This is a genomic window from Zavarzinia sp. CC-PAN008, from assembly GCF_051903925.1.
In the GTDB taxonomy this organism is placed as follows: domain Bacteria; phylum Pseudomonadota; class Alphaproteobacteria; order Zavarziniales; family Zavarziniaceae.
Genome location: NZ_CP173678.1, coordinates 4,236,649 through 4,254,540 on the forward strand (window position 1 = coordinate 4,236,649; position 17,892 = coordinate 4,254,540).

Sequence of the window (17,892 nt, forward strand, 5' to 3'; positions counted from 1 at the left end):
CGCGGCGGCGACAAGCGCCAGCATGGACCGGATCGGACGTTGATGGCCGACATCGACCCCGGTCCGGATGCCCGCGTGGCAGGCCCGGGGAAAGCGGCCAGGCCATTGCCGGAGCTCTCGGGCCGTTATGCGGTCACGCGCTATGCCGCGTGCTTCCGCGACCCGGCGCTGGAACAGGCATATCTCAGGGCCCGCGACGGCCTGCTGCGCCGCTTCGCGATGATCGGCGGCGGCGTCTGCACCGCGACCTATATCGCCGGCGGCAGCTACGACCTTCTGCTCTATGGCCCGGCCGACGGGGTCTGGCTCCAGGTGGTCCGCATCCTGGTGGTGCTCACGTCCCTGGGCGCCGTCGTCTCCGCCGCCCGCGGTCAGCCGGTCTCCGTGTTCGACCGCTGGGGCCTGGCGGCGATGACCCTGGTCTACACCTCGCTGGTGATGCTGGTCTTCATGCGCCCCAGTGAGGCCTGGGCGATCGCGCTCTACTTCGTCATCGTCAACCTGGCGATGCTGATGTTCCTGCCGGTGTCGATGCTCTGGGGCCTGGCCGTGGCCATTGTCGCGTCGCTGGTCTTCATCGGGCAAAGCGTTGCCCAGGAGGGCTCGGCCGCAGCCCTGGGCCTCGTCCTCCTCGTCGGCCCGTCGCTGGCGCTGGGCTATACGATGACGCTGCGCGGCCGCATGATGTCGCGCGGCGAGTTCGCGGCCTTTGACCTGGCGGGTCACGCACTGGCCGAGGCCCGCCAAGCCGAGCGGCGTTTCCGCCTGCTGGCGGAGAACGTCAGCGACATCTTCATGACGATCGATAGTCGGCGCCTGGTCTCCTACATCTCCCCCTCGGTCGAGTGGGTGCTGGGGCGCAGGCCGGGGGACCTCACGGGCCGGCCGGCCTTCGACCTTGTCCATCCCGACGACATTGCCGGCACGATAGCCGGCCTCGACCACGCCTGGCAGGGGGTGGAGGGCCTGCGCGCGCAGTTTCGCGTGGCCCATGCCGATGGCCGCTGGATCTGGGTGGAAGCCAGCCCCCGCCTGATGCGGGACGAGGACGAGCCCTATCTGGTCACCATCGCGCGCGACATCGGCAGCCGCATGGCGCAGGACACGGAACTGCGCCGCGCCCGCTTCGAGGCAGAGGCCGCCAATCACGCCAAGTCGCGCTTCCTGGCCCAGATGAGCCACGAGTTGCGCACGCCGCTGAACGCCGTGATCGGTTTTGCCGAGGTCATGCGCGCCGGCATTCACGGGCCGCTGGAGCCGCCGGTCTATCGCGACTATGCCGGCTATATCGAGGAGGGCGGGCGCCACCTCCTGACCCTGATCAACGATGTGCTGGACCTGGCCAAGGTGGAGGCCGGGCGGATGGACCTCGCCATGCGCTGGCTCGACCTGGACGAGGCGGTGGAGGGCGCGCTGCGCCTGGTCCGGGGGGAGGCCCAGGCCGGCTGCCTGGACCTGCGCTGCCGCCTGGATGAGGGGGCGGCCGTCTACGCCGATTCCCGCGCGCTGAAGCAGATCCTGGTGAACCTGCTGTCCAATGCGGTCAAGTTCACCCCGCTGGGCGGTGAAGTCGTGATCACCGGCCACGTCGACGACTCCAGCGCCACGGTCATCGAGATCGCGGACAGCGGCGCCGGCATGACGGCAGAGCAGCTTGCCATCGCGTTGGAGCCCTATCGCCAGGTCCACCCGGACATGGCGCCCGACCGGCGCGGCACGGGACTTGGCCTGCCCCTGGCGCGGGCCCTGACCGAGCTGCACGGCGCCCGCTTCGCGATCGCAAGCCTGCCGGGACGCGGCACGACGGTCACGCTGACCTTTCCTGCCGGCGCGCCACCGCCGCCACGATCCTGAGTGACCTCGACGTGGCGGCGCCCCGGGAACAGGCGGCCATCGTCGAGGCGGTGGAGGCCAACGACGAGGGCCGGGCCCTTGCCCTCCTGGCCGCGGGCGCCGATCCCAATGCCCCCTTCCACTTCCTGATCGAGGGCGACAAGCCGGGCGAGCCTCCGAGCGAGGCCTGGAGCCCCGTCCTCGACCGCGCCTTGAAGAGACGGATGATGCGGCTGGCCATGGCCATCGTCATCGACCCGCGCTTCAAGCCGGATGGCTGGTACTTCGGGACGCACGGCTCGCTGCGGCGGGATGCCGTGGCGACCGGCGACATCGCCTTTGCCCAGGCCGTGTTCGCCCGACAGCCGCCGGCGGAACACCCGCGATGGGTGCTCGCCGCGGCAGCCGCCGGCGGCTCCGTCGCGATGCTGCGCTGGCTGAAGGACGACCAGGGCATCGCCGTCCGCCGTCATGGGATCGAGGCACTGTGCAAGGCGGTCCAGCAGGACCGGCGCGATGCCGTGGTCTGGCTGCTGGACCAGGGCGTGCCCGTGAACGGCCGCAGCGAGCTTGGCCGCTGGAGCCCGGTGACCCATGCAGGCGCGTTTGGCCGCGCGGACCTGCTCGACCTGCTGCTGTCCCGCGGCGCCACCATCACGCTGGCCGACGAGGCCGGGCGGGAGGCCGTCCTGTGGGCCCGCATCAACGGCCATGCGGCATTGGCCGAGCGCCTGCAGGCGCTTGCCCGATGATGCGCGAGCGCCCCCGCCCCTGTCGGAGCGTCGCGGGAAAAGCGCTGCTCAGGCCTCGCTCAGATGCTCGCGCCAGTCGCTGTCGGCCTGCCAGCCGCGCTGCGCCAGTTCCGGTTCGGGCAGCGGCTCGGCCGGCAGGCCCAGGCACAGGACCGCGATGAAGCGCCAATGGGCGGGCGCCTGGACCAGGGAATGGACGAAGGCGGGCTCCAGGATCGATACCCAGCCCAGCCCGATGCCCCTCGCCCGCGCAGCCAGCCACAGCGTGTGAATCGCCAGGACGACGGAATAGTCCAGCGTCTCCGGCATCGTGGCGCGGCCCAGGCCGTGCCCCGCCTGCGGCTGCGTCTCGCAGAACACCGCCAGCAGTTCCGGGGCCTCGCGTACGCCGTGCAGCTTCAACCCGTCATAGCGTTCGCGCTGCGGGCTGCCTGGTGGATAGGCCGCCGCGGCCACCGCCACCTGCGCGTCGACATGCGCGGCGAGCGCCGCGCGCCTGTCGGCCGAGACCAGGCGCACGAAGCGCCAGGGCCTGGAATTCCCGACCGATGGCGCGGTGTGCGCCGCCGCCAGCAACTCCTCCAGTAGGCCCCGGGGCAGCGGATCGCTGAAGAAGTGGCGCACGTCCCGGCGCCAGGCGAGCAGGCGACCCAGGCCCTCCTGGAACGCCGCGTCGAAAGACGGTGCGCCCTCCCTCCGTGCCGCGGGGGCAGTCACGCCCACGTCAAAGCCGGATGCTGCCGTCGACAATCCGGCCATAGAGCGGTGCGTTCAGGGCCTCGAACTCCTGCGCGTCGGGCGGCAGGAACAGCAGCGGATCGCTGATCCTGGCCGGATCGAACCCGTCTTGCACCAGCTCGACCTTGCGCTGCTTGAACGTGCCCGTCGAATCCATCTGCGGCAGCAGGCGAACGAACAGGGGCCGAGCATAGGCCGGCAGGTTGCGCTCGATATGCTGGCGCAGGCCGGCCAGGTCGATGCCAGGCTCCGCCACCAGGGCCACCATGCCCGCCCGGCCGTCGCGCCCGGGCACATGGACGCCATAGACGTTCGCCTCCTGCACGCCGGGATAGGTCGAGATGACTTCCGACACTTCGCTGGTCGCGACGTTCTCGCCCTTCCAGCGGAAGGTGTCGCCGATGCGGTCGACGAAGAAGAAGTTGTTGTCCTCGTCCCGGCGCAGGAGGTCGCCGGAGCGGAACCAGGCATCCCCCTTCTCGAAGACGTCGCGCAGGATCTTGCGGTCCGACTCTTCCTGCGAGGTATAGCCCTCGAAGCGGCCCAGCGGCTTGGAGGGGTCGGTCTCGATCTTGCCCAGCGCCTCGCCCACCTCGCCCGGCGCACAGGCGATGCAGAAGCCATCGGCCCCCCGCACCGGCTTCTGCGCCTCCACGTCGAAGCGGACCAGCTTCACGTTGAAGATCTTGTCGAGGTAGCCGGGGATGCGGCCCACGGCGCCCACCTGGCCGTTGACGTTCACCATGGCGATGTTGCCTTCGGTGGCGCCATAGAACTCGGCGATCGACTTGATGCCGAAGCGCCGCTGGAACGGCTCCCAGATGTCGGGGCGCAGGCCGTTGCCGATCGCCCGGCGGATGCGGTGCTGGCGCTCCTCGGGGACGGAGGGCGCGTTCAGCAGATACCGGCACAGTTCGCCGATGTACTGGAACAGCGTCGCCTGATGGCGCACGGCGTCGCTCCAGAATGCACTGGCCGAGAATTTGCGCCGCACGATCAGGGCGCCGCCCACCGAAAGCACCGTGCCCATGGCGCAGATGCCACCGGCCGAATGGTACAGCGGCAGCACGCAGTACATGCGGTCCTGGGGCGTGGCATCGGCCGTCACGGCAAAAGCATGGACCATCCGCAGGGCGCGGTAATGGCTGATGTTCGCCGCCTTGGGCAGGCCCGTCGTGCCGCTGGTATAGATATAGAACAGCTTGTCGTCATTGGTCAGCCCGGCACGCTTGGCCTTGTCGGGCCGCGCGGTCGATTGCGCCGCAAGGGCCGCGTCCAGGTCGTTCCACACCGGGCGCAGCACACCGCCAGCACCGGTCTGGTAGACCGGGATACCGCCCCCGATCTGTGGGATCACGGCGGCCAGGTTGTCGGCCAGTTCGGCGCCCACAATGATCGCCTTGGCATTGGCGACGGTCAGGGAATGGGCCAGCGGCTGGCCCATCAGGTTGGTGTTGATCAAGGCACTCGTCAGGCCGGCCTTGGCCAGGCCCAGCCAGGCGAACAGGTATTCAGGCCGGTTCTCCATCAGCAGGGCGACGACGTCGCCGCGCTTCCAGCCTTGCGCCAGGGCCCAGTTGGCGTAGCGGTTGGCGTGTTCCTCGTAGTCGCGATAGGTGTAGCTCGCCTCGTCCGAGATGATGGCCAGGCGGTCGCGGTGGCGGTCGATCACGCCCTCCCACACCTCGACCAGGGTCGTGTCGCTGCCGGGTTTCACCGAACGCATCCGGCGCAACGTCCGGACCAGCCGGACAATCGTGCTCAGTTCGAGCTTCAGCCGGTCAAACCATCCCATTTCTGCCCCTTCCTGCCTGCGCCGCGGCGTTGCGTCGGACGCGGCCGGCGCGGCACCTCCCCCGATGCACGGCTTACGCATCAGGGGGGGTGCGTATTCGCTTCCCCATCGCAACAATCGGGGGCGCCAAGGCCGGGGGTCAAGCCTCAGCCAGCGGGCCAGGCCTCCGCACAAAAAGAAAGGGGGCCCGGAGGCCCCCTTTCCCGTCTGTATGCCGCTGATGCTTATTGGACTGTCTCGCCGTGCAGGCGGATGTCCAGGCCCTCGCGCTCGGACTCCTCGTCCACACGCAGCCCGACGATGACATCGACGATCTTCAGCAGGATGAAGGTGCCGACCGCCGAGAAGACGATCGTCGCCAGGATGCCGTAGATCTGGGTGACCACCTGGCCGGCATTGCCTTCCAGCGCGCCGGCCACGCCGCCGATCGCCTCGACCGCGAAGACGCCGGTCAGGATGGCGCCGACGATGCCGCCCACCGCGTGGACGCCGAACACGTCCAGCGAGTCGTCATAGCCCAGCATGTGCTTCAGGCTGGTCGACGCCCAGAAGCAGATGATGCCGGACGCGATGCCGATCGCCAGACCGCCGCCCGGGCCGACGAAGCCCGCCGCCGGGGTGACCGCCACCAGGCCCGCAACGGCGCCGGAGATGATGCCCAGGACGCTCGGCTTGCCCTTCAGGATCCACTCGATGAACATCCAGCCCAGCGCCGCACCGGCGGTCGCCACCTGGGTCGCCAGCATGGCCATGCCCGCACGGGCGTCGGCCGCCGCCGCGGAGCCTGCGTTGAAGCCGAACCAGCCCACCCACAGCATGGACGCACCGATCAGGCTGAGGGTCAGGTTGTGCGGCGCCATCTGCTCGCGGCCATAGCCCAGGCGCTTGCCCAGGACGATCGCGGCGACCAGGCCGGCAATGCCCGCATTGATGTGCACGACGGTGCCGCCGGCATAGTCCAGCACGCCGTCGCCCAGCAGGAAGCCGCCCGGACCCCAGACCCAGTGGCAGACCGCCGGATAGATCAGCGTCGCCCACAGGATGGTGAACAGCACCAGGGCCGAGAACTTCATGCGATCGGCGAAGGCACCGGTGATCAGCGCCGGCGTGATGATCGCGAAGGTCATCTGGAAGGTGATGAAGACCGTCTCGGGGATCGAGCCGCTGACCGAATCGAGCGTGACACCCGACAGGAACAGCTTGTCGAAGCCGCCGATGAAGGCCGACCCTTCGGTAAAGGCCAGGCTGTAGCCGACGACCATCCAGATGACGGAGGCCAGCGCGCAGATCGCGAAGGACTGCATAAGCATGGCCAGCACGTTCTTCTTGCGGACCATGCCGCCATAGAACAGGGCCAGGCCCGGGATCGTCATGAACAGGACCAGCGCGGTCGAGGTCAGCATCCAGGCGGTATTGCCGGAATCGATGGTCGGGGGCGGGGCTTCGGCTGCCGGGGCCGCGGCTGCCGGCGCATCAGCCGCAGGTGCCGTCACCTCCTGGGCCACGGCGTCTGCGATCCCGTGCTGCATGACCAGTGCGCCGCACAGCAGCACACCGAGCACGAGAGCCAATTTCATCAGGACTTTCATGGGTCCAACTTCCCCCTCTAGAGCGAATCCGGACCGGTCTCGCCGGTCCGGATGCGAACGGATTGCATCAGGTCGAGGACGAAGATCTTGCCGTCGCCGATCTTGCCGGTCTGGGCGGCCTTCTGGATCGCTTCGACAACCTGTTCGACCAGTTCGTCGGCGACCGCAGCCTCGATCTTCACCTTGGGCAGGAAGCTCACGGTGTACTCGGCACCGCGATAGATCTCGGTGTGCCCCTTCTGCCGACCAAAGCCCTTCACTTCGCTGACCGTCAGCCCGGGCACGCCCAGAGCCGCGAGAGCCTCGCGCACGTCATCAAGCTTGAATGGCTTGATGACGGCCATGACCATTTTCATTGCGATCCCCCAGTTCCGCGGCCGCTGCGCCGCCCTGCAGTTGCTGTTTTCAAGATTCGTGCCAGTGTGCAGTCCAGGAGCCCGAAGCAGGCCGCCGGAGTGCGCTGCACAAATATTGGGCAAAGAACACTTTGGCTGCCAGTTCTTTGGTCGCCACACAGATGAATCCGAGAGCACCCATGCGTCGCCGCGCCCACCCCAACGCCGTTCCCCGCGGCGCGCCCTGGCTCCGTCCGACACTGGCCGCCCTGGCCGAGGTCGAAACCGGCCGCGCGGCCGACCGGGTCCTGGGCAGCATCTTCCGGAACGAGCGCGTGTCGCCGGAGCATCGCGCCTCGGTTGCGCGCCTGGTCGATGCGGTCCAGCGCGCCCGCGCCCAGCTTGACTGGTGGCTGGAGCGGCTGGTCGCACCGATCAACCCGCGCACCCGCGTGATCGCCGCCCTCGCCCTGATCGAGGAGCTGGACCTGAACGCGATCACCTGGGCCTTCAATGACGTGCGGCTGGCGCCAGAGGAACAGAAGCTGGCGAGGCGCCTGGCCGAGCGCGTCCTGACCCATTCGGCGCAGCCCCGTGCCGTGCGCCTCAACATTCCCGCCTGGGCGGAGCCCCTGCTCGACGCGCGCTTCGGCGAGGTGGCAGAGGCGGAGATCCTGGCGCTGACGCGGACGGCGGGCCTGGATCTGCGGGCCAATGCGCTGCTTGCCGAGCGCGATGCGGTTCGGCACGCGCTGGCCGCGCAGGACGTGCAGGCGGAGCCGACGGCGCATTCCCCCTGGGGCCTGCGTGTCGCCGGGCGGCCGCCGATCGCCCGCACCCGCGCCTATACCGACGGCTGGGTCGAGGTCCAGGACGAAGGCTCGCAGATCGCCAGCCTGCTGGTCGAGGCAGCGCCCGGCATGCGCGTGCTGGACCTGTGCAGTGGCGCCGGCGGCAAGACCCTGGCCCTGGCGGCGGCCATGCAGAACAAGGGCCGCATCGTGGCATGTGACGTCCATGACGGCCGCATCGCCGATGCCGCGACGCGCCTGCGCCGCGCCCAGGTGCACAACGTGTCGTCCCGCGTCGTGGCAGCCGAGCGCGATCCGTGGCTGGCCAGGCACAAGGCCGGATTCGACCGCGTCCTGGTCGACGCGCCCTGCAGCGGCACCGGCACCTGGCGCCGCAATCCCGATGCGCGCTGGCAGCTGGGACCGGAGCGCCTGGCCGACCTGATCCGCGTCCAGGCGGCCCTGCTGGCGGACGCGGCGGCGCTTGTCCGTCCTGGCGGCCGCCTGGTCTATGTCACCTGTTCGGTCCTGGCGTGCGAGAACGACGATCAGGTGACGGCCCTGCTCGCGGCCCGGCCCGAGCTGTCCCTGATGGACATCCGCGCCGCCTGGCCGCGCCTGATGGCCAGTCCCTGTCCGGCCGATGGACCCACCCTGCAGCTCAGTCCCCGGCGCAGCGGCACGGACGGCATGTTCGTGGCGGTACTGGAGCGTGCGGTCGCATGAACTACCATCACGCCTATCACGCGGGCGGGGCGGCCGACATCCTGAAGCACGCCGTCCTGGCCCTGGTCCTGGCCCGGCTGGCGGCGAAGCCGAAGCCGCTGGCCGTACTGGATGCCTTTGCCGGCAGCGGCCTGGCGGACCTTGAGGCCGAGGCGGCTCTGGCCACGGGCGAAGCCGCTTCCGGCATCGCCCGCCTGTGGCCGGAACGGGCGTCGCTGCCGGAGCTCGCGCCCTTTCTCGGCGCAGTGGCGGCCTGCAACCCGGGCGGTGGCTGGCGGCAGTATCCAGGATCGCCACTGGTGGCATTGCACGGCCTGCGCGACGGCGACCGCCTGATCCTGTGCGAGACGCAGGACGAACCGGCAACGGCCCTGCGGCGGTCCGTGCGCGGCCGGAGCGGCGTGGAGGTCCACCAGCGCGACGGCTGGGAGGCGATCCGCGCGCTGCTGCCGCCGCGTGAGCGGCGCGGCCTGCTGCTGCTCGACCCGCCCTTCGAGAAGCCGGGCGAGATGGAGCGCCTGGCCCGCGCCCTGGAACAGGGCGGCCGGCGCTGGCCGGGGGCGGCGCTGCTGGCCTGGTATCCGATCAAGGAGCGGGCGGTGGTCGATGGCCTGCACCGCGCCGCGGCCGAACTTCCCGTCGAATCGGTCCTGGCGATCGAGCTCGCCGAGGCGACGACGGGCCCCTTCCGCCTGGCGGGCAGCGGCATGGTCGTGGTCAATCCGCCCTGGCGCTTCGCGGCCGAGGCCGCGCCAGTCCTGGAGCGGATGGCGCGCATCCTGGGGCAGCGGTTGGTCCTGTCGGAGCTGCGTCCCACGACCGTTCACGCAGCGCGAACGGTCTGATCGCCCGCTGGCGCAGGCAATGCGCCCGCCGGCGAAGGCGGCATGGCCCGGCTGCTGGCGATCGGGCGTCCTTAGCGCACAATCGTCCCAGCCGATGGTGCAATGCCCGTGTCCCAGTCTTCCCTTCTTCACATCCTGGCAGCCCCGCGCCGGGCCCTGCGCATGTTGACCCGCGCGCCGATCGCGCTGACCCCGCGCGAGACGCGCGTGTTCTGGATCGTGGGCCTGGCGTTCCTGGCCAACGAGTACGACCAGACGATCTATTCGATGGCCATCGCCCAGGTTCAGCGCGAGCTGCTGATCGGCGACGACGCGATCGGCGGCCTGACCGGCCTGATCCGCCTGGGCGTCATTCCGGCCGCACTGCTGGCCATGGGCGGCGACCTGGCCGGGCGACGGCGCCTGCTGATGCTGACCATCCTGGGCCTGACGCTGGCGACCGCGGCCACCGCCTTTGCCCAGACGCCCGCGCAGTTCGCCCTGTGCCAGGCAATCGCGCGGGCCTTCGCCACGGCGGAGGAGCTGCTGTCCATCGTCGTCATCGCCGAGGAAATGCGGCCGGAGGTGCGCGGCTGGGCCCTGGGCGCGTTGGCGGCGCTGGGCGCCATGGGCAGCGGCGTCGCCTCCATCATGTTCGGTCTGGTCGACCTGCTGCCCTTTGGCTGGCGGGCGCTCTACCTGCTGGGCGCCCTGCCACTGCTGGGCATCGCCTGGGCGCGGCGTGGCCTGCCAGAGACCGAGCGCTTCGCCAGGGTGGGGGCTGCCCCCTCCCCGCTGGCGCCGCTGCTGCAACTGGCCCGGCAATATCCCCGCCGCGTCGGCCTGCTGGTGGCCCTGATCGCGCCGATGTCCTTTGCCATGGCGCCCACACTCTTCTTCATGGCCAAGTACCTGCAGACGGACCAGGGCTACAGCCCCGCGAACGTCGCCACCGTATTCTTCCTGGGGGGATCGATCGCCTTCCTGGGCAACCTGGTCGCCGGCCGACTGGCCGACCGCGTTGGCCGCCGACCGATCCTGATCGTGGGCGTTTTGCTGATGTCCGCGGCCTATGCCCTGTTCTACCAGGCAAGCGGAGCGGCAGTGATCGCGGCGTGGATCGTCGGCCTGTTCTCCTACTACGCTGCCTATGTCGTGGTGACGGCGCTCAGCGCCGAGCTGTTCCCGACCTCGGCCCGGGGCACGGCGTCCGGCCTGCGTGGCCTGGCGGCGGCGGGCTTCCAGGCGGCGGGCCTGTTCGCCAGCTCTGCCCTGCTGCCCTGGGCCGGTTCCCAGGCCAATGCGATCGCCTGGCTGCTGCTCGTGCCGCCGCTGACCGCCCTCATCGCCTGGCTCCTGCTGCCGGAGACTGCCCGGCGCGACCTGGACGAGACGGCGCAGCCCGACGGACGGCCGCCCGCCGCGCGCAACTGAGCTTTGATCCTCCCGCAATGGCCGATCCGCGCCGCTTCGGCCAGGATGGCGCCCCATGGGCACAGCTTCAGGTGGGTACGAGGGATGAGGGATCTGCAGCAGGGCGGCCGCTCGACGGTCCATGGCGTCAACGGGGCAGCCGCGACCTCGCAGCCGGCGGCGACCCTTGCCGCGATCGAGATCCTGAAGGCCGGCGGCAACGCGGTCGATGCTGCCGTCGCCGCCTGTGCCGTGCAATGCGTGGTCGAGCCGATGTCGACCGGCATCGGTGGCGACTGCTTCGCCCTGCTGGCCCTGAATGGCAAGGCGCCGGTGATCGGCTTCAACGGCTCGGGCCGTGCGCCCCGCGCCCTAACCCTCGACTGGTTCCGGCGGCAGGGCGTGAGCGAGATCCAGGCCAACTCGACCGGCGCCGTCACCGTGCCGGGTGCCGTCGATGCCTGGGCCCAGTTGGTCGAGGCGCACGGCCGCATGGACCTTGGCCGCGTTCTGGAACCGGCGATCCGCTGTGCGGAGGACGGTTTCGTCGTCGGCCCGCGCTGTGCCTATGAATGGCACAAGGACAGCGCAATCCTCAGCGTCGAGGGGCGCCGCCACTACCTGCGCGATGGGGCAGCACCGCGCGTGGGCACCGTGATGAAGCTCCCCGCCCTGGCCGAGACGCTGAAGACGATCGCCGCACAGGGGCGCGACGGCTTCTATCGTGGCTGGGTCGCCGACGACCTGGTGGCCAGCCTGGCCGCCCATGGCGGCGTCATGCGCCATGAGGACCTGGAGCAGCACCGGGGACAGGTCGTCACGCCGATTTCGGCCGATTATCGGGGCCGCACGGTCCACCAGATCCCGCCCAATGGCCAGGGCCTGACCGCCCTGCTGATTCTCAACATCCTCCAGGGTTTCGAGCTCTCCGGCCTCGATCCCCTGGGGCCGGAGCGCATGCACCTGGAGGCGGAGGCGACGAGGCTTGCCTGGCAGTGCCGCGACGCCCTCATCGCGGATCCGGAGCGTGGCGACGTGCCGGTCGAACGCCTGCTGAGCGAGGCGCAGGCCAGGCGGATGCAGGCGGCCATCGACCGCAAGGCCGCGCACCCGCCGGCGCGGCTGCCCGACGTCGCCTCGGCCAACACGGTCTACCTGACGGTGGTCGACCGCGACCGCAATGTCGTCTCGTTCATCAATTCGCTGTTCGACCATTTCGGCAGCGGCTTCTGTGGAGCCAGGTCGGGCGTGCTGCTGCAGAACCGCGGCTGCGGCTTCGTGCTGGAGGAGGGGCACCCCAACGTGGTGGCGGGGGGCAAGCGGCCGCTGCACACGATCATCCCCGGCATGGTGACGCAGGGCGACCGCGCGGTGCTGGGCTATGGCGTCATGGGCGGCTTCTTCCAGCCGGTCGGCCACGCCCATGTCCTGACCAACTGGATCGACTTCGGCCTGGATATCCAGCAGGCGATCGACATGCCGCGCGGTTTCCACCATGGCGACGTCTATTCGCTCGAAAAGGGTGTTCCCGCGGCGACGGCCGAAGCCCTGGCGGCACTGGGTCACCGCACGGCCCGCAGCGCCGAACCCATGGGCGGGGGCCAGGGCATCGTCATCGACTGGGAGGCCGGCACCCTGTCCGCTGGATCGGACCCGCGCAAGGATGGCTGTGCGCTGGCCTATTGAGGAGCAGGCCATGGCGCGCGGAGTTCGCGCAATGCGGGCGCTGCGCACGCGAAGCCCCGGGAAATTACGGCTTCTTTAACTTTCCGCCCATAGGGTCGCACCTCACGCGCGGACCTTGGAGACGGTGGCTTTGGTCACGTCTGGTATCATCGAACCCATGCCGGATGAGGATCGCCGGGAGCTTGAGCGGCTTAGAACCGCTCTCAAGGCTTCCGGCGACATCGTCTATGAGTGGGACCTGACCAGCGGCCACATCATCTGGTCCAGCAATGCCGCCCTCGCCCTGGGGCTGGAGGATGTGGCGGAACTGGCGACCGCCGACGCCTTTCGCACCCGCATCAATGCCGAGGACCTGGCCGCGCGCACCGCGATCCTGGCCACCCACCTGCGCGGCGAAGGCACCTACGACGCCGAGTTCCGCGTGCGCAGCGGCACGGGCGATTTCTGCTGGGTCCAGGACCGCGGCATGGCCGAGTTCGACGAGCAGGGCCAGGCGACCCGGATGGTGGGCACCATGCGGGTGGTGACCGAGCGCAAGGAGCGCGAGGCGCAGCTGGAGTTCCTGGCCAGTTATGACGAGCTGACCGGCCACCTCAACCGCTCGCGCCTGCGCGATGCGCTGGCCCATGCCCTTGCCTATTCGCTGCGCTACAACGCGCCGTCGGCCTTCCTGCTGGTGGGCATCGACAACCTGACCGTCATCAACGACGCCTATGGCTACGACGTGGCGGACGCCGCCATCGTCTCGGTGGGGCAGCGGCTGGAGACCTGCCTGCGCAATACCGACGTGATCGGCCGCGTGGCGGGCAACCGATTCGGCATCGTGCTGGCCAATTGCGCCGAGGCCGACATGGCCCGGATCGCGGACAAGATCCTGAAGGCCGTGCGCGGTACCGTGATCGAGACGGGGCCGGGCCCTGTCTCCCTCTCCGTCTCCATCGGCGGCGTGGCCATCCCGACCGCGGCCCGGACGACCTATGCCGCCATGCAGCATGCGGAGGAAGCCCTGAGCACCGCCAAGGCCGGCGGGCGGGACTGCTTCCACGCCTATCTGACCTCCGAATCGCGTGAGGTCGTGCGCCGCCGCAACGTCGCCATCGCCGAACGGGTGGTGACGGCGCTCAAGGAGCGGCGCCTGGCGCTGGCCTTCCAGCCGATCGTGGACGCCACCGACCATTCGATCATCCGCCAGCACGAATGCCTGATCCGCATGATCGAGCCGGACGGCCAGGTGACGGCCGCCGGCCTGTTCATTCCGGTCGTGGAGCAGCTGGGCCTGGTCCGTCTGGTCGACCGCCGCGCCCTCGAACTCGGCCTCGACGTGCTGCAACGCCATCGCGAGGCGCGCCTTGCGCTCAACGTCTCCGGCCTCACCGCCTCCGACCAGGGTTGGCTGCGCTCGGTCCTGGCGACGATCCGCGCCCAGCGCGAAGTCGCCGACCGCCTGACCATCGAGATCACCGAGACGGTGGCGATCCAGGACATCGAGGAGATGGCCCGTTTCGTCGCGACGCTTCGCGAACTGGGCTGCAAGGTGGCGCTCGACGATTTCGGCGCGGGCTACACCTCGTTCCGCCACCTGAAGTCCCTGGCGGTGGACAAGGTGAAGATCGACGGCGCCTTTGTCCGCGACCTCGCCAACAGCCCCGAGAACCAGCTCTTCGTCCGCACCCTTCTCGACCTCGCCGCCGCCTTCAACCTGGAGACGGTGGCCGAGTGCGTCGAGACACAGGAAGACGCCGAGACGCTGCGCCAGCTCGGCGTACAGCAGCTCCAGGGCTACCTCTTCGGCAAGCCCAGCTTCGAGCCCTTCGGTCTCCAGGCAAGGCCGATGGGGACGGGTGCCGAGTAGGGCCTACTTGTCCCCCGGCACGCCGTAGCGGGGGGAGGAGGCGGGGTCCAGCGCCCGCTGGACATAGGGTTCGACCTGGGGCTCGTAGACTGCCCACAGCGCCTCCAGCGCCGTCACCGGGTCGTCGCTCCAGTCCACGCGCAGGTCGATGATGGGCCAGGACACCTCGCGCACCACCTTGAGCCCGATGGAGTGCACCGGCCCCTCCTCGCCTCCCGCATCCAGGGCCGCGCGCATCGCCTTGATCAGGCGTACCGCCAGCAATCCCTCGGCCGCGTGGAAGGATTTCAGCATGGCGGCCGGCACGTTGGTGTTGGCCAGCAAGTTGCCGGCCGCCGCCGCATCCGTGGAATGGGCCGTGGCGTGCGTGCCAAGCGTGCGGGCGCCGGACCAGGTCGCGACGCGGCCCTGCGCGTCGACCGCCGACAGCTGCCGGAAGTCGGCGAACGGGGTCGAGGCGACGGCGACATCGACCGCGGTCTGTGCGTCCGCGCCCAAAGCCAGCAGGTCCAGCATCTTCGGACCCAGGGTCGGGTCCGTGATGTTCTGGGTCGAGACGGCACCGACCCCGGCCCGGGCATAGGCGCAGCGCGCTGCGACCGCGGGGGAGGACGAGGAGACGGCCATGCCGAAGCTGCCGGTGGCTGGGCAGCGGGCGACGATCGAGAAGGTCATCGCCTCAATCCGGGATGACGGCGATGGCGTCGACCTCGACCACCCATTCGGGGCGTGCGAGGCCCGAGATGATCAGGCCGGTCGAGACGGGGAACACCCCCTTCAGCCAGCGCCCGACCTCGCGATAGACGGCCTCGCGATAGCGGGGATCGGTGATGTAGATCGTGATCTTGCAGATATGGTCGAGGGAGGAGCCCGCCTCCTCCAGCAGCATCTTGATGTTGGCCATGGCACGTTCGGTCTGCGCCGTGGGGTCGCCGATGCCGATGCTCTCGCGCGTGTCCAGGTCCTGGCCGATCTGGCCGCGGACAAAGACCATCGTGCCGCGCGCGACGACGACCTGGGCCAGGTCGTTGTCCAGCTTCTGCTCCGGATAGGTGTCCTTGGTATTGAACGTGCGAATGCGCGTGTGCGCCATCAGGCTCTCCGTCACAAATGCCTTGGTCAGCAATCAACTCAGGCCTGCGGTCAAGGGCTCACGCCACCGCGCGCACGGGGGTCTCGGCGGGGCGATAGGCGACATAGCCGCGCTGCTTGCAGATGTGGTCGGTGATGTAGCCGGCGTCGTACCACACCCCCCAGATGAACGAGGAGCCGCGCCGCGTCTGCCAGGGCAGGCCCAGGAAATAGAGGCCGGGCTCGACGGAGACGCCGCGCGTGTGCCGCGGCCGGCCGTCGGCTTCGAACGCATCCAGCTTGAGCCAGCCATAGTCGGCGGTGAAGCCGGTCGCCCAGATGATCGTGGCGATCCCCGCCTCTTCCAGGTTCAGCGTGCGGATGGGCTCAACAACACAGGCCGGATCGGGGCCGATGATGCGCGCGGCAGGCTCCTCGGGCAGGTCCAGGCCGTTGCGGGCGACATAGGCGTCGGCCTCGTCCAGCAGCGACAGATAGTTGGCGTCGCCCTGGGCCAGGTTCCGGGCCAGGTCGTCGTCGATCACCATCGCCCCGTCCTGAAAGGACAGGGTCCGCCCCAGCAGGGTCATGCCCCTGGCCGCCAGCTTGCGGAAATCGACCGTATGGCCGCCATGGGCGCCGCTGACCGCAATCGTGGTGTGCTCGGACCCCGGTACCGCCTCGGCATCCCACTTGTTGAGCACGCCCAGCCACCAGCAGAAATCGCGCCCGCGATAGGCGCGCGGCGGGCGGCCGTGCGGCCCAACCGACAGGAACACCCGGCGACCCGCCTCAAGCAACTCGGCCGCGATCTGCGCGCCAGAGGAGCCGGCACCGACGACCAGGACCGCACCGGGCGGCAGTTGGTCCGGATTGCGGTAGGCACTGGAATGGATCTGCAGGACGCCCGCCTCCGCCGGAACGGATGCGGGCACGATCGGCGTCTGGAACGGGCCGGTGGCGGCGACCACGTAGCTGGCCTCGATCACGCCATCCGACGTCTCGACCCGGAAGCCCGGACGTCCCGCCAGGCGCGTCACCTGGCGCACCGCAACCCCGCAGCGGATGGGAGCGGCAATCATCTCGGCATAGGCCGCGAAGTAGTCGGCCACCTGATCCTTGTGGGCGAAGCCGTCCGGGCCGGTTTCGGGAAACTCCATGCCGGGGAAGCGATCGTGCCAGGCGGGCCCGTTGGCGACCAGGGAGTCCCAGCGCTCCGACCGCCAGCGCTCGGCGATGCGGGCCCGCTCCAGCACCAGGTGACGCACGCCATGGCGGCCCAGATGCTCGCTCATGGCAATGCCGGCCTGGCCTGCGCCGACGACTACGACTTCGACCTTTTCGACCGCCATTGCGAACCCCTGCGTCACACGTTGAAGCCGATGGCCTCAGCGTGGCGCAGGAGCCGGCATCGTCAAAATATTGTTTTCTGTGATTTTGCGTCCGATTTTCCGAACGCAGCCCGTCACGCGATGCGAATGACCACCTTGCCCACATGCGCCGCCGATTCCAGGTGGCGATAGGCGGCCGGCGCATCGGCGAAGGGGAAGGTGCGGTCGATCGACGGGCGGATGCCGTGCACCGCGATCATCCGGTTCATCGCCTCGAAATGGCTGCGGGAGCCGACATAGATGCCGCGCAGCGTCTTCCATTGGATCAGCGCCAGGGGGTTGACCTCGCCCATGGTCAACACGCCGATCATGTGCACCTGCCCGCCCATCGCCGTTGCCGCAATGGAGCGGGTGGCGGTGCCGGCACCACCGATCTCCACCACATGGTCGACGCCCCGCCGGTCGGTCAGGCGCAGCACCTCGTCCTGCCATTCGGGATGCGTGCGGTAGTTGATCGTCTCCGCCGCCCCCAGCGCCCGCGCCGCCTCCAGCTTGGCATCGCTGGAGGAGGTCGAGATGACGCGCGCACCGGCCGCATGCGCGAACTGGATCGCCAGGGACGATACGCCCCCGGTGCCCAGGGTCAGCACGGTCTGGCCCGCGACCAGCGGCTTTGGCCCGTATAGCGCCGCCCACACCGTGACGCCGGCACAAGGGAGGCAGGCCGCCTCCTCGAACGACAGATGGTCCGGCACGGCCACGGCCGCCGTCTCGTCGCACACGACCAGTTCGGCCAGCACGCCGTCGACCGCCCCGCCCAACGCGGTCGCGCCATCGGCCGGCGTCATCTCGCCGCTGATCCAGGTCTGGAAGAAGGTCGGGCAGACCCGGTCGCCCACCTTGAACCGCCGGACGTCGGGGCCTACGGCCACGACCTCGCCAGCACCGTCCGACAGCGGCACCAGATTCGGCGGGGCCGCCCCCACATAGCGGCCATGGGCCACCAGCAGGTCGCGATAGTTGAGCGAGCCGGCCCGCATCCGCACCAGGATCTGGCCGCGGCCCGCCACCGGGTCCGGCCGCTCCACCAGGCTCAGGCCGTCCGCGCCCCGGCTGCCGTTCAGTTGATAGACGCGCATGCGCTCGCTCCCCCTAT

At 69.7% G+C, this 17,892-nt stretch carries 15 protein-coding genes; 7 read left to right on the forward strand and 8 right to left on the reverse strand.

Features of this window, described 5'->3' with window-relative positions; translation table 11 throughout:
- The first annotated feature begins 42 nt into the window (after positions 1 to 42).
- Positions 43 to 1,854, forward strand: coding sequence for a PAS domain-containing sensor histidine kinase (locus ACI6GS_RS19815; RefSeq protein WP_439815191.1), 1,812 nt, complete (start codon positions 43 to 45; stop codon positions 1,852 to 1,854).
- 11 nt (positions 1,855 to 1,865) lie between these two features.
- Complete coding sequence (locus ACI6GS_RS19820) at positions 1,866 to 2,585, forward strand: hypothetical protein (protein WP_439815192.1); 720 nt, start codon at positions 1,866 to 1,868, stop codon at positions 2,583 to 2,585.
- Between the two features lie 48 nt (positions 2,586 to 2,633).
- Here ACI6GS_RS19820 and bluB read toward each other — a convergent pair whose 3' ends face one another.
- The 4 genes from bluB to ACI6GS_RS19840 all read right to left on the reverse strand — a co-directional run bounded on the left by bluB (position 2,634) and on the right by ACI6GS_RS19840 (position 7,063).
- Positions 2,634 to 3,302 (reverse strand): 5,6-dimethylbenzimidazole synthase, encoded by a 669-nt coding sequence (bluB, locus tag ACI6GS_RS19825; RefSeq protein WP_439815193.1) that lies wholly within the window; start codon positions 3,300 to 3,302, stop codon positions 2,634 to 2,636.
- A gap of 7 nt (positions 3,303 to 3,309) precedes the next feature.
- The gene (locus tag ACI6GS_RS19830) at positions 3,310 to 5,118 is read right to left on the reverse strand and encodes a long-chain-acyl-CoA synthetase (protein WP_439815194.1); all 1,809 of its coding nucleotides are present in this window, start codon (positions 5,116 to 5,118) and stop codon (positions 3,310 to 3,312) included.
- Positions 5,119 to 5,342: 224 nt separating this feature from the next.
- On the reverse strand, positions 5,343 to 6,695 hold the full coding sequence (locus tag ACI6GS_RS19835) for an ammonium transporter (protein WP_439815195.1): 1,353 nt from the start codon (positions 6,693 to 6,695) through the stop codon (positions 5,343 to 5,345).
- Positions 6,696 to 6,724: 29 nt separating this feature from the next.
- Complete coding sequence (locus ACI6GS_RS19840; protein ID WP_439815196.1) at positions 6,725 to 7,063, reverse strand: P-II family nitrogen regulator; 339 nt, start codon at positions 7,061 to 7,063, stop codon at positions 6,725 to 6,727.
- A 179-nt stretch (positions 7,064 to 7,242) separates the two neighbouring features.
- On the opposite strand from ACI6GS_RS19840, the gene ACI6GS_RS19845 reads away from it, so the two are divergent.
- The 5 genes from ACI6GS_RS19845 (at position 7,243) to ACI6GS_RS19865 (ending at position 14,334) form a co-directional block, all read left to right on the forward strand.
- Positions 7,243 to 8,559 carry an RsmB/NOP family class I SAM-dependent RNA methyltransferase gene (locus tag ACI6GS_RS19845; protein ID WP_439815197.1) on the forward strand — a complete coding sequence of 439 codons (1,317 nt, stop codon included), beginning with the start codon at positions 7,243 to 7,245 and terminating at the stop codon, positions 8,557 to 8,559.
- Positions 8,556 to 9,404, forward strand: coding sequence for a 23S rRNA (adenine(2030)-N(6))-methyltransferase RlmJ (locus tag ACI6GS_RS19850; RefSeq protein WP_439815198.1), 849 nt, complete (start codon positions 8,556 to 8,558; stop codon positions 9,402 to 9,404). The genes ACI6GS_RS19845 and ACI6GS_RS19850 overlap by 4 nt, the downstream gene beginning before the upstream one ends.
- 108 nt (positions 9,405 to 9,512) lie before the next feature.
- Positions 9,513 to 10,817, forward strand: coding sequence for an MFS transporter (locus tag ACI6GS_RS19855; protein WP_439815199.1), 1,305 nt, complete (start codon positions 9,513 to 9,515; stop codon positions 10,815 to 10,817).
- Between the two features lie 84 nt (positions 10,818 to 10,901).
- The gene (ggt, locus tag ACI6GS_RS19860; RefSeq protein WP_439815200.1) at positions 10,902 to 12,482 is read left to right on the forward strand and encodes a gamma-glutamyltransferase; all 1,581 of its coding nucleotides are present in this window, start codon (positions 10,902 to 10,904) and stop codon (positions 12,480 to 12,482) included.
- Between the two features lie 157 nt (positions 12,483 to 12,639).
- The gene (locus ACI6GS_RS19865) at positions 12,640 to 14,334 is read left to right on the forward strand and encodes a putative bifunctional diguanylate cyclase/phosphodiesterase (protein ID WP_439815201.1); all 1,695 of its coding nucleotides are present in this window, start codon (positions 12,640 to 12,642) and stop codon (positions 14,332 to 14,334) included.
- Positions 14,335 to 14,337: 3 nt separating this feature from the next.
- On the opposite strand, the gene ACI6GS_RS19870 is transcribed toward ACI6GS_RS19865, so the two are convergent.
- The 4 genes from ACI6GS_RS19870 to ACI6GS_RS19885 all read right to left on the reverse strand — a co-directional run bounded on the left by ACI6GS_RS19870 (position 14,338) and on the right by ACI6GS_RS19885 (position 17,875).
- Positions 14,338 to 15,009, reverse strand: coding sequence for a DUF1028 domain-containing protein (locus tag ACI6GS_RS19870; protein ID WP_439815202.1), 672 nt, complete (start codon positions 15,007 to 15,009; stop codon positions 14,338 to 14,340).
- 4 nt (positions 15,010 to 15,013) lie between these two features.
- Positions 15,014 to 15,427, reverse strand: coding sequence for a RidA family protein (locus ACI6GS_RS19875; protein WP_439815203.1), 414 nt, complete (start codon positions 15,425 to 15,427; stop codon positions 15,014 to 15,016).
- 58 nt (positions 15,428 to 15,485) lie between these two features.
- A complete protein-coding gene (locus tag ACI6GS_RS19880; protein WP_439815204.1) occupies positions 15,486 to 16,757 on the reverse strand; it encodes a flavin-containing monooxygenase in 1,272 nt (423 codons plus the stop codon).
- A gap of 113 nt (positions 16,758 to 16,870) precedes the next feature.
- Entirely contained in the window at positions 16,871 to 17,875 is a 1,005-nt protein-coding gene (locus ACI6GS_RS19885) for a zinc-dependent alcohol dehydrogenase family protein (protein ID WP_439815205.1), read from the reverse strand.
- Between the last annotated feature and the right edge of the window lie 17 nt (positions 17,876 to 17,892).

What these genes read in the sequence shown, in the direction of transcription:
- ACI6GS_RS19815 (WP_439815191.1), top strand. Translation starts at nt 43, where the DNA reads ATGGCCGACATCGACCCCGGTCCGGATGCCCGCGTGGCAGGCCCGGGG.
- ACI6GS_RS19870 (WP_439815202.1), bottom strand. Translation starts at nt 15,009, where the DNA reads ATGACCTTCTCGATCGTCGCCCGCTGCCCAGCCACCGGCAGCTTCGGC.
- ACI6GS_RS19850 (WP_439815198.1), top strand. Translation starts at nt 8,556, where the DNA reads ATGAACTACCATCACGCCTATCACGCGGGCGGGGCGGCCGACATCCTG.
- ACI6GS_RS19885 (WP_439815205.1), bottom strand. Translation starts at nt 17,875, where the DNA reads ATGCGCGTCTATCAACTGAACGGCAGCCGGGGCGCGGACGGCCTGAGC.
- ACI6GS_RS19880 (WP_439815204.1), bottom strand. Translation starts at nt 16,757, where the DNA reads ATGGCGGTCGAAAAGGTCGAAGTCGTAGTCGTCGGCGCAGGCCAGGCC.
- ACI6GS_RS19835 (WP_439815195.1), bottom strand. Translation starts at nt 6,695, where the DNA reads ATGAAATTGGCTCTCGTGCTCGGTGTGCTGCTGTGCGGCGCACTGGTC.
- ACI6GS_RS19840 (WP_439815196.1), bottom strand. Translation starts at nt 7,063, where the DNA reads ATGAAAATGGTCATGGCCGTCATCAAGCCATTCAAGCTTGATGACGTG.
- ACI6GS_RS19865 (WP_439815201.1), top strand. Translation starts at nt 12,640, where the DNA reads ATGCCGGATGAGGATCGCCGGGAGCTTGAGCGGCTTAGAACCGCTCTC.
- ggt (WP_439815200.1), top strand. Translation starts at nt 10,902, where the DNA reads ATGAGGGATCTGCAGCAGGGCGGCCGCTCGACGGTCCATGGCGTCAAC.
- ACI6GS_RS19845 (WP_439815197.1), top strand. Translation starts at nt 7,243, where the DNA reads ATGCGTCGCCGCGCCCACCCCAACGCCGTTCCCCGCGGCGCGCCCTGG.
- ACI6GS_RS19830 (WP_439815194.1), bottom strand. Translation starts at nt 5,118, where the DNA reads ATGGGATGGTTTGACCGGCTGAAGCTCGAACTGAGCACGATTGTCCGG.
- ACI6GS_RS19875 (WP_439815203.1), bottom strand. Translation starts at nt 15,427, where the DNA reads ATGGCGCACACGCGCATTCGCACGTTCAATACCAAGGACACCTATCCG.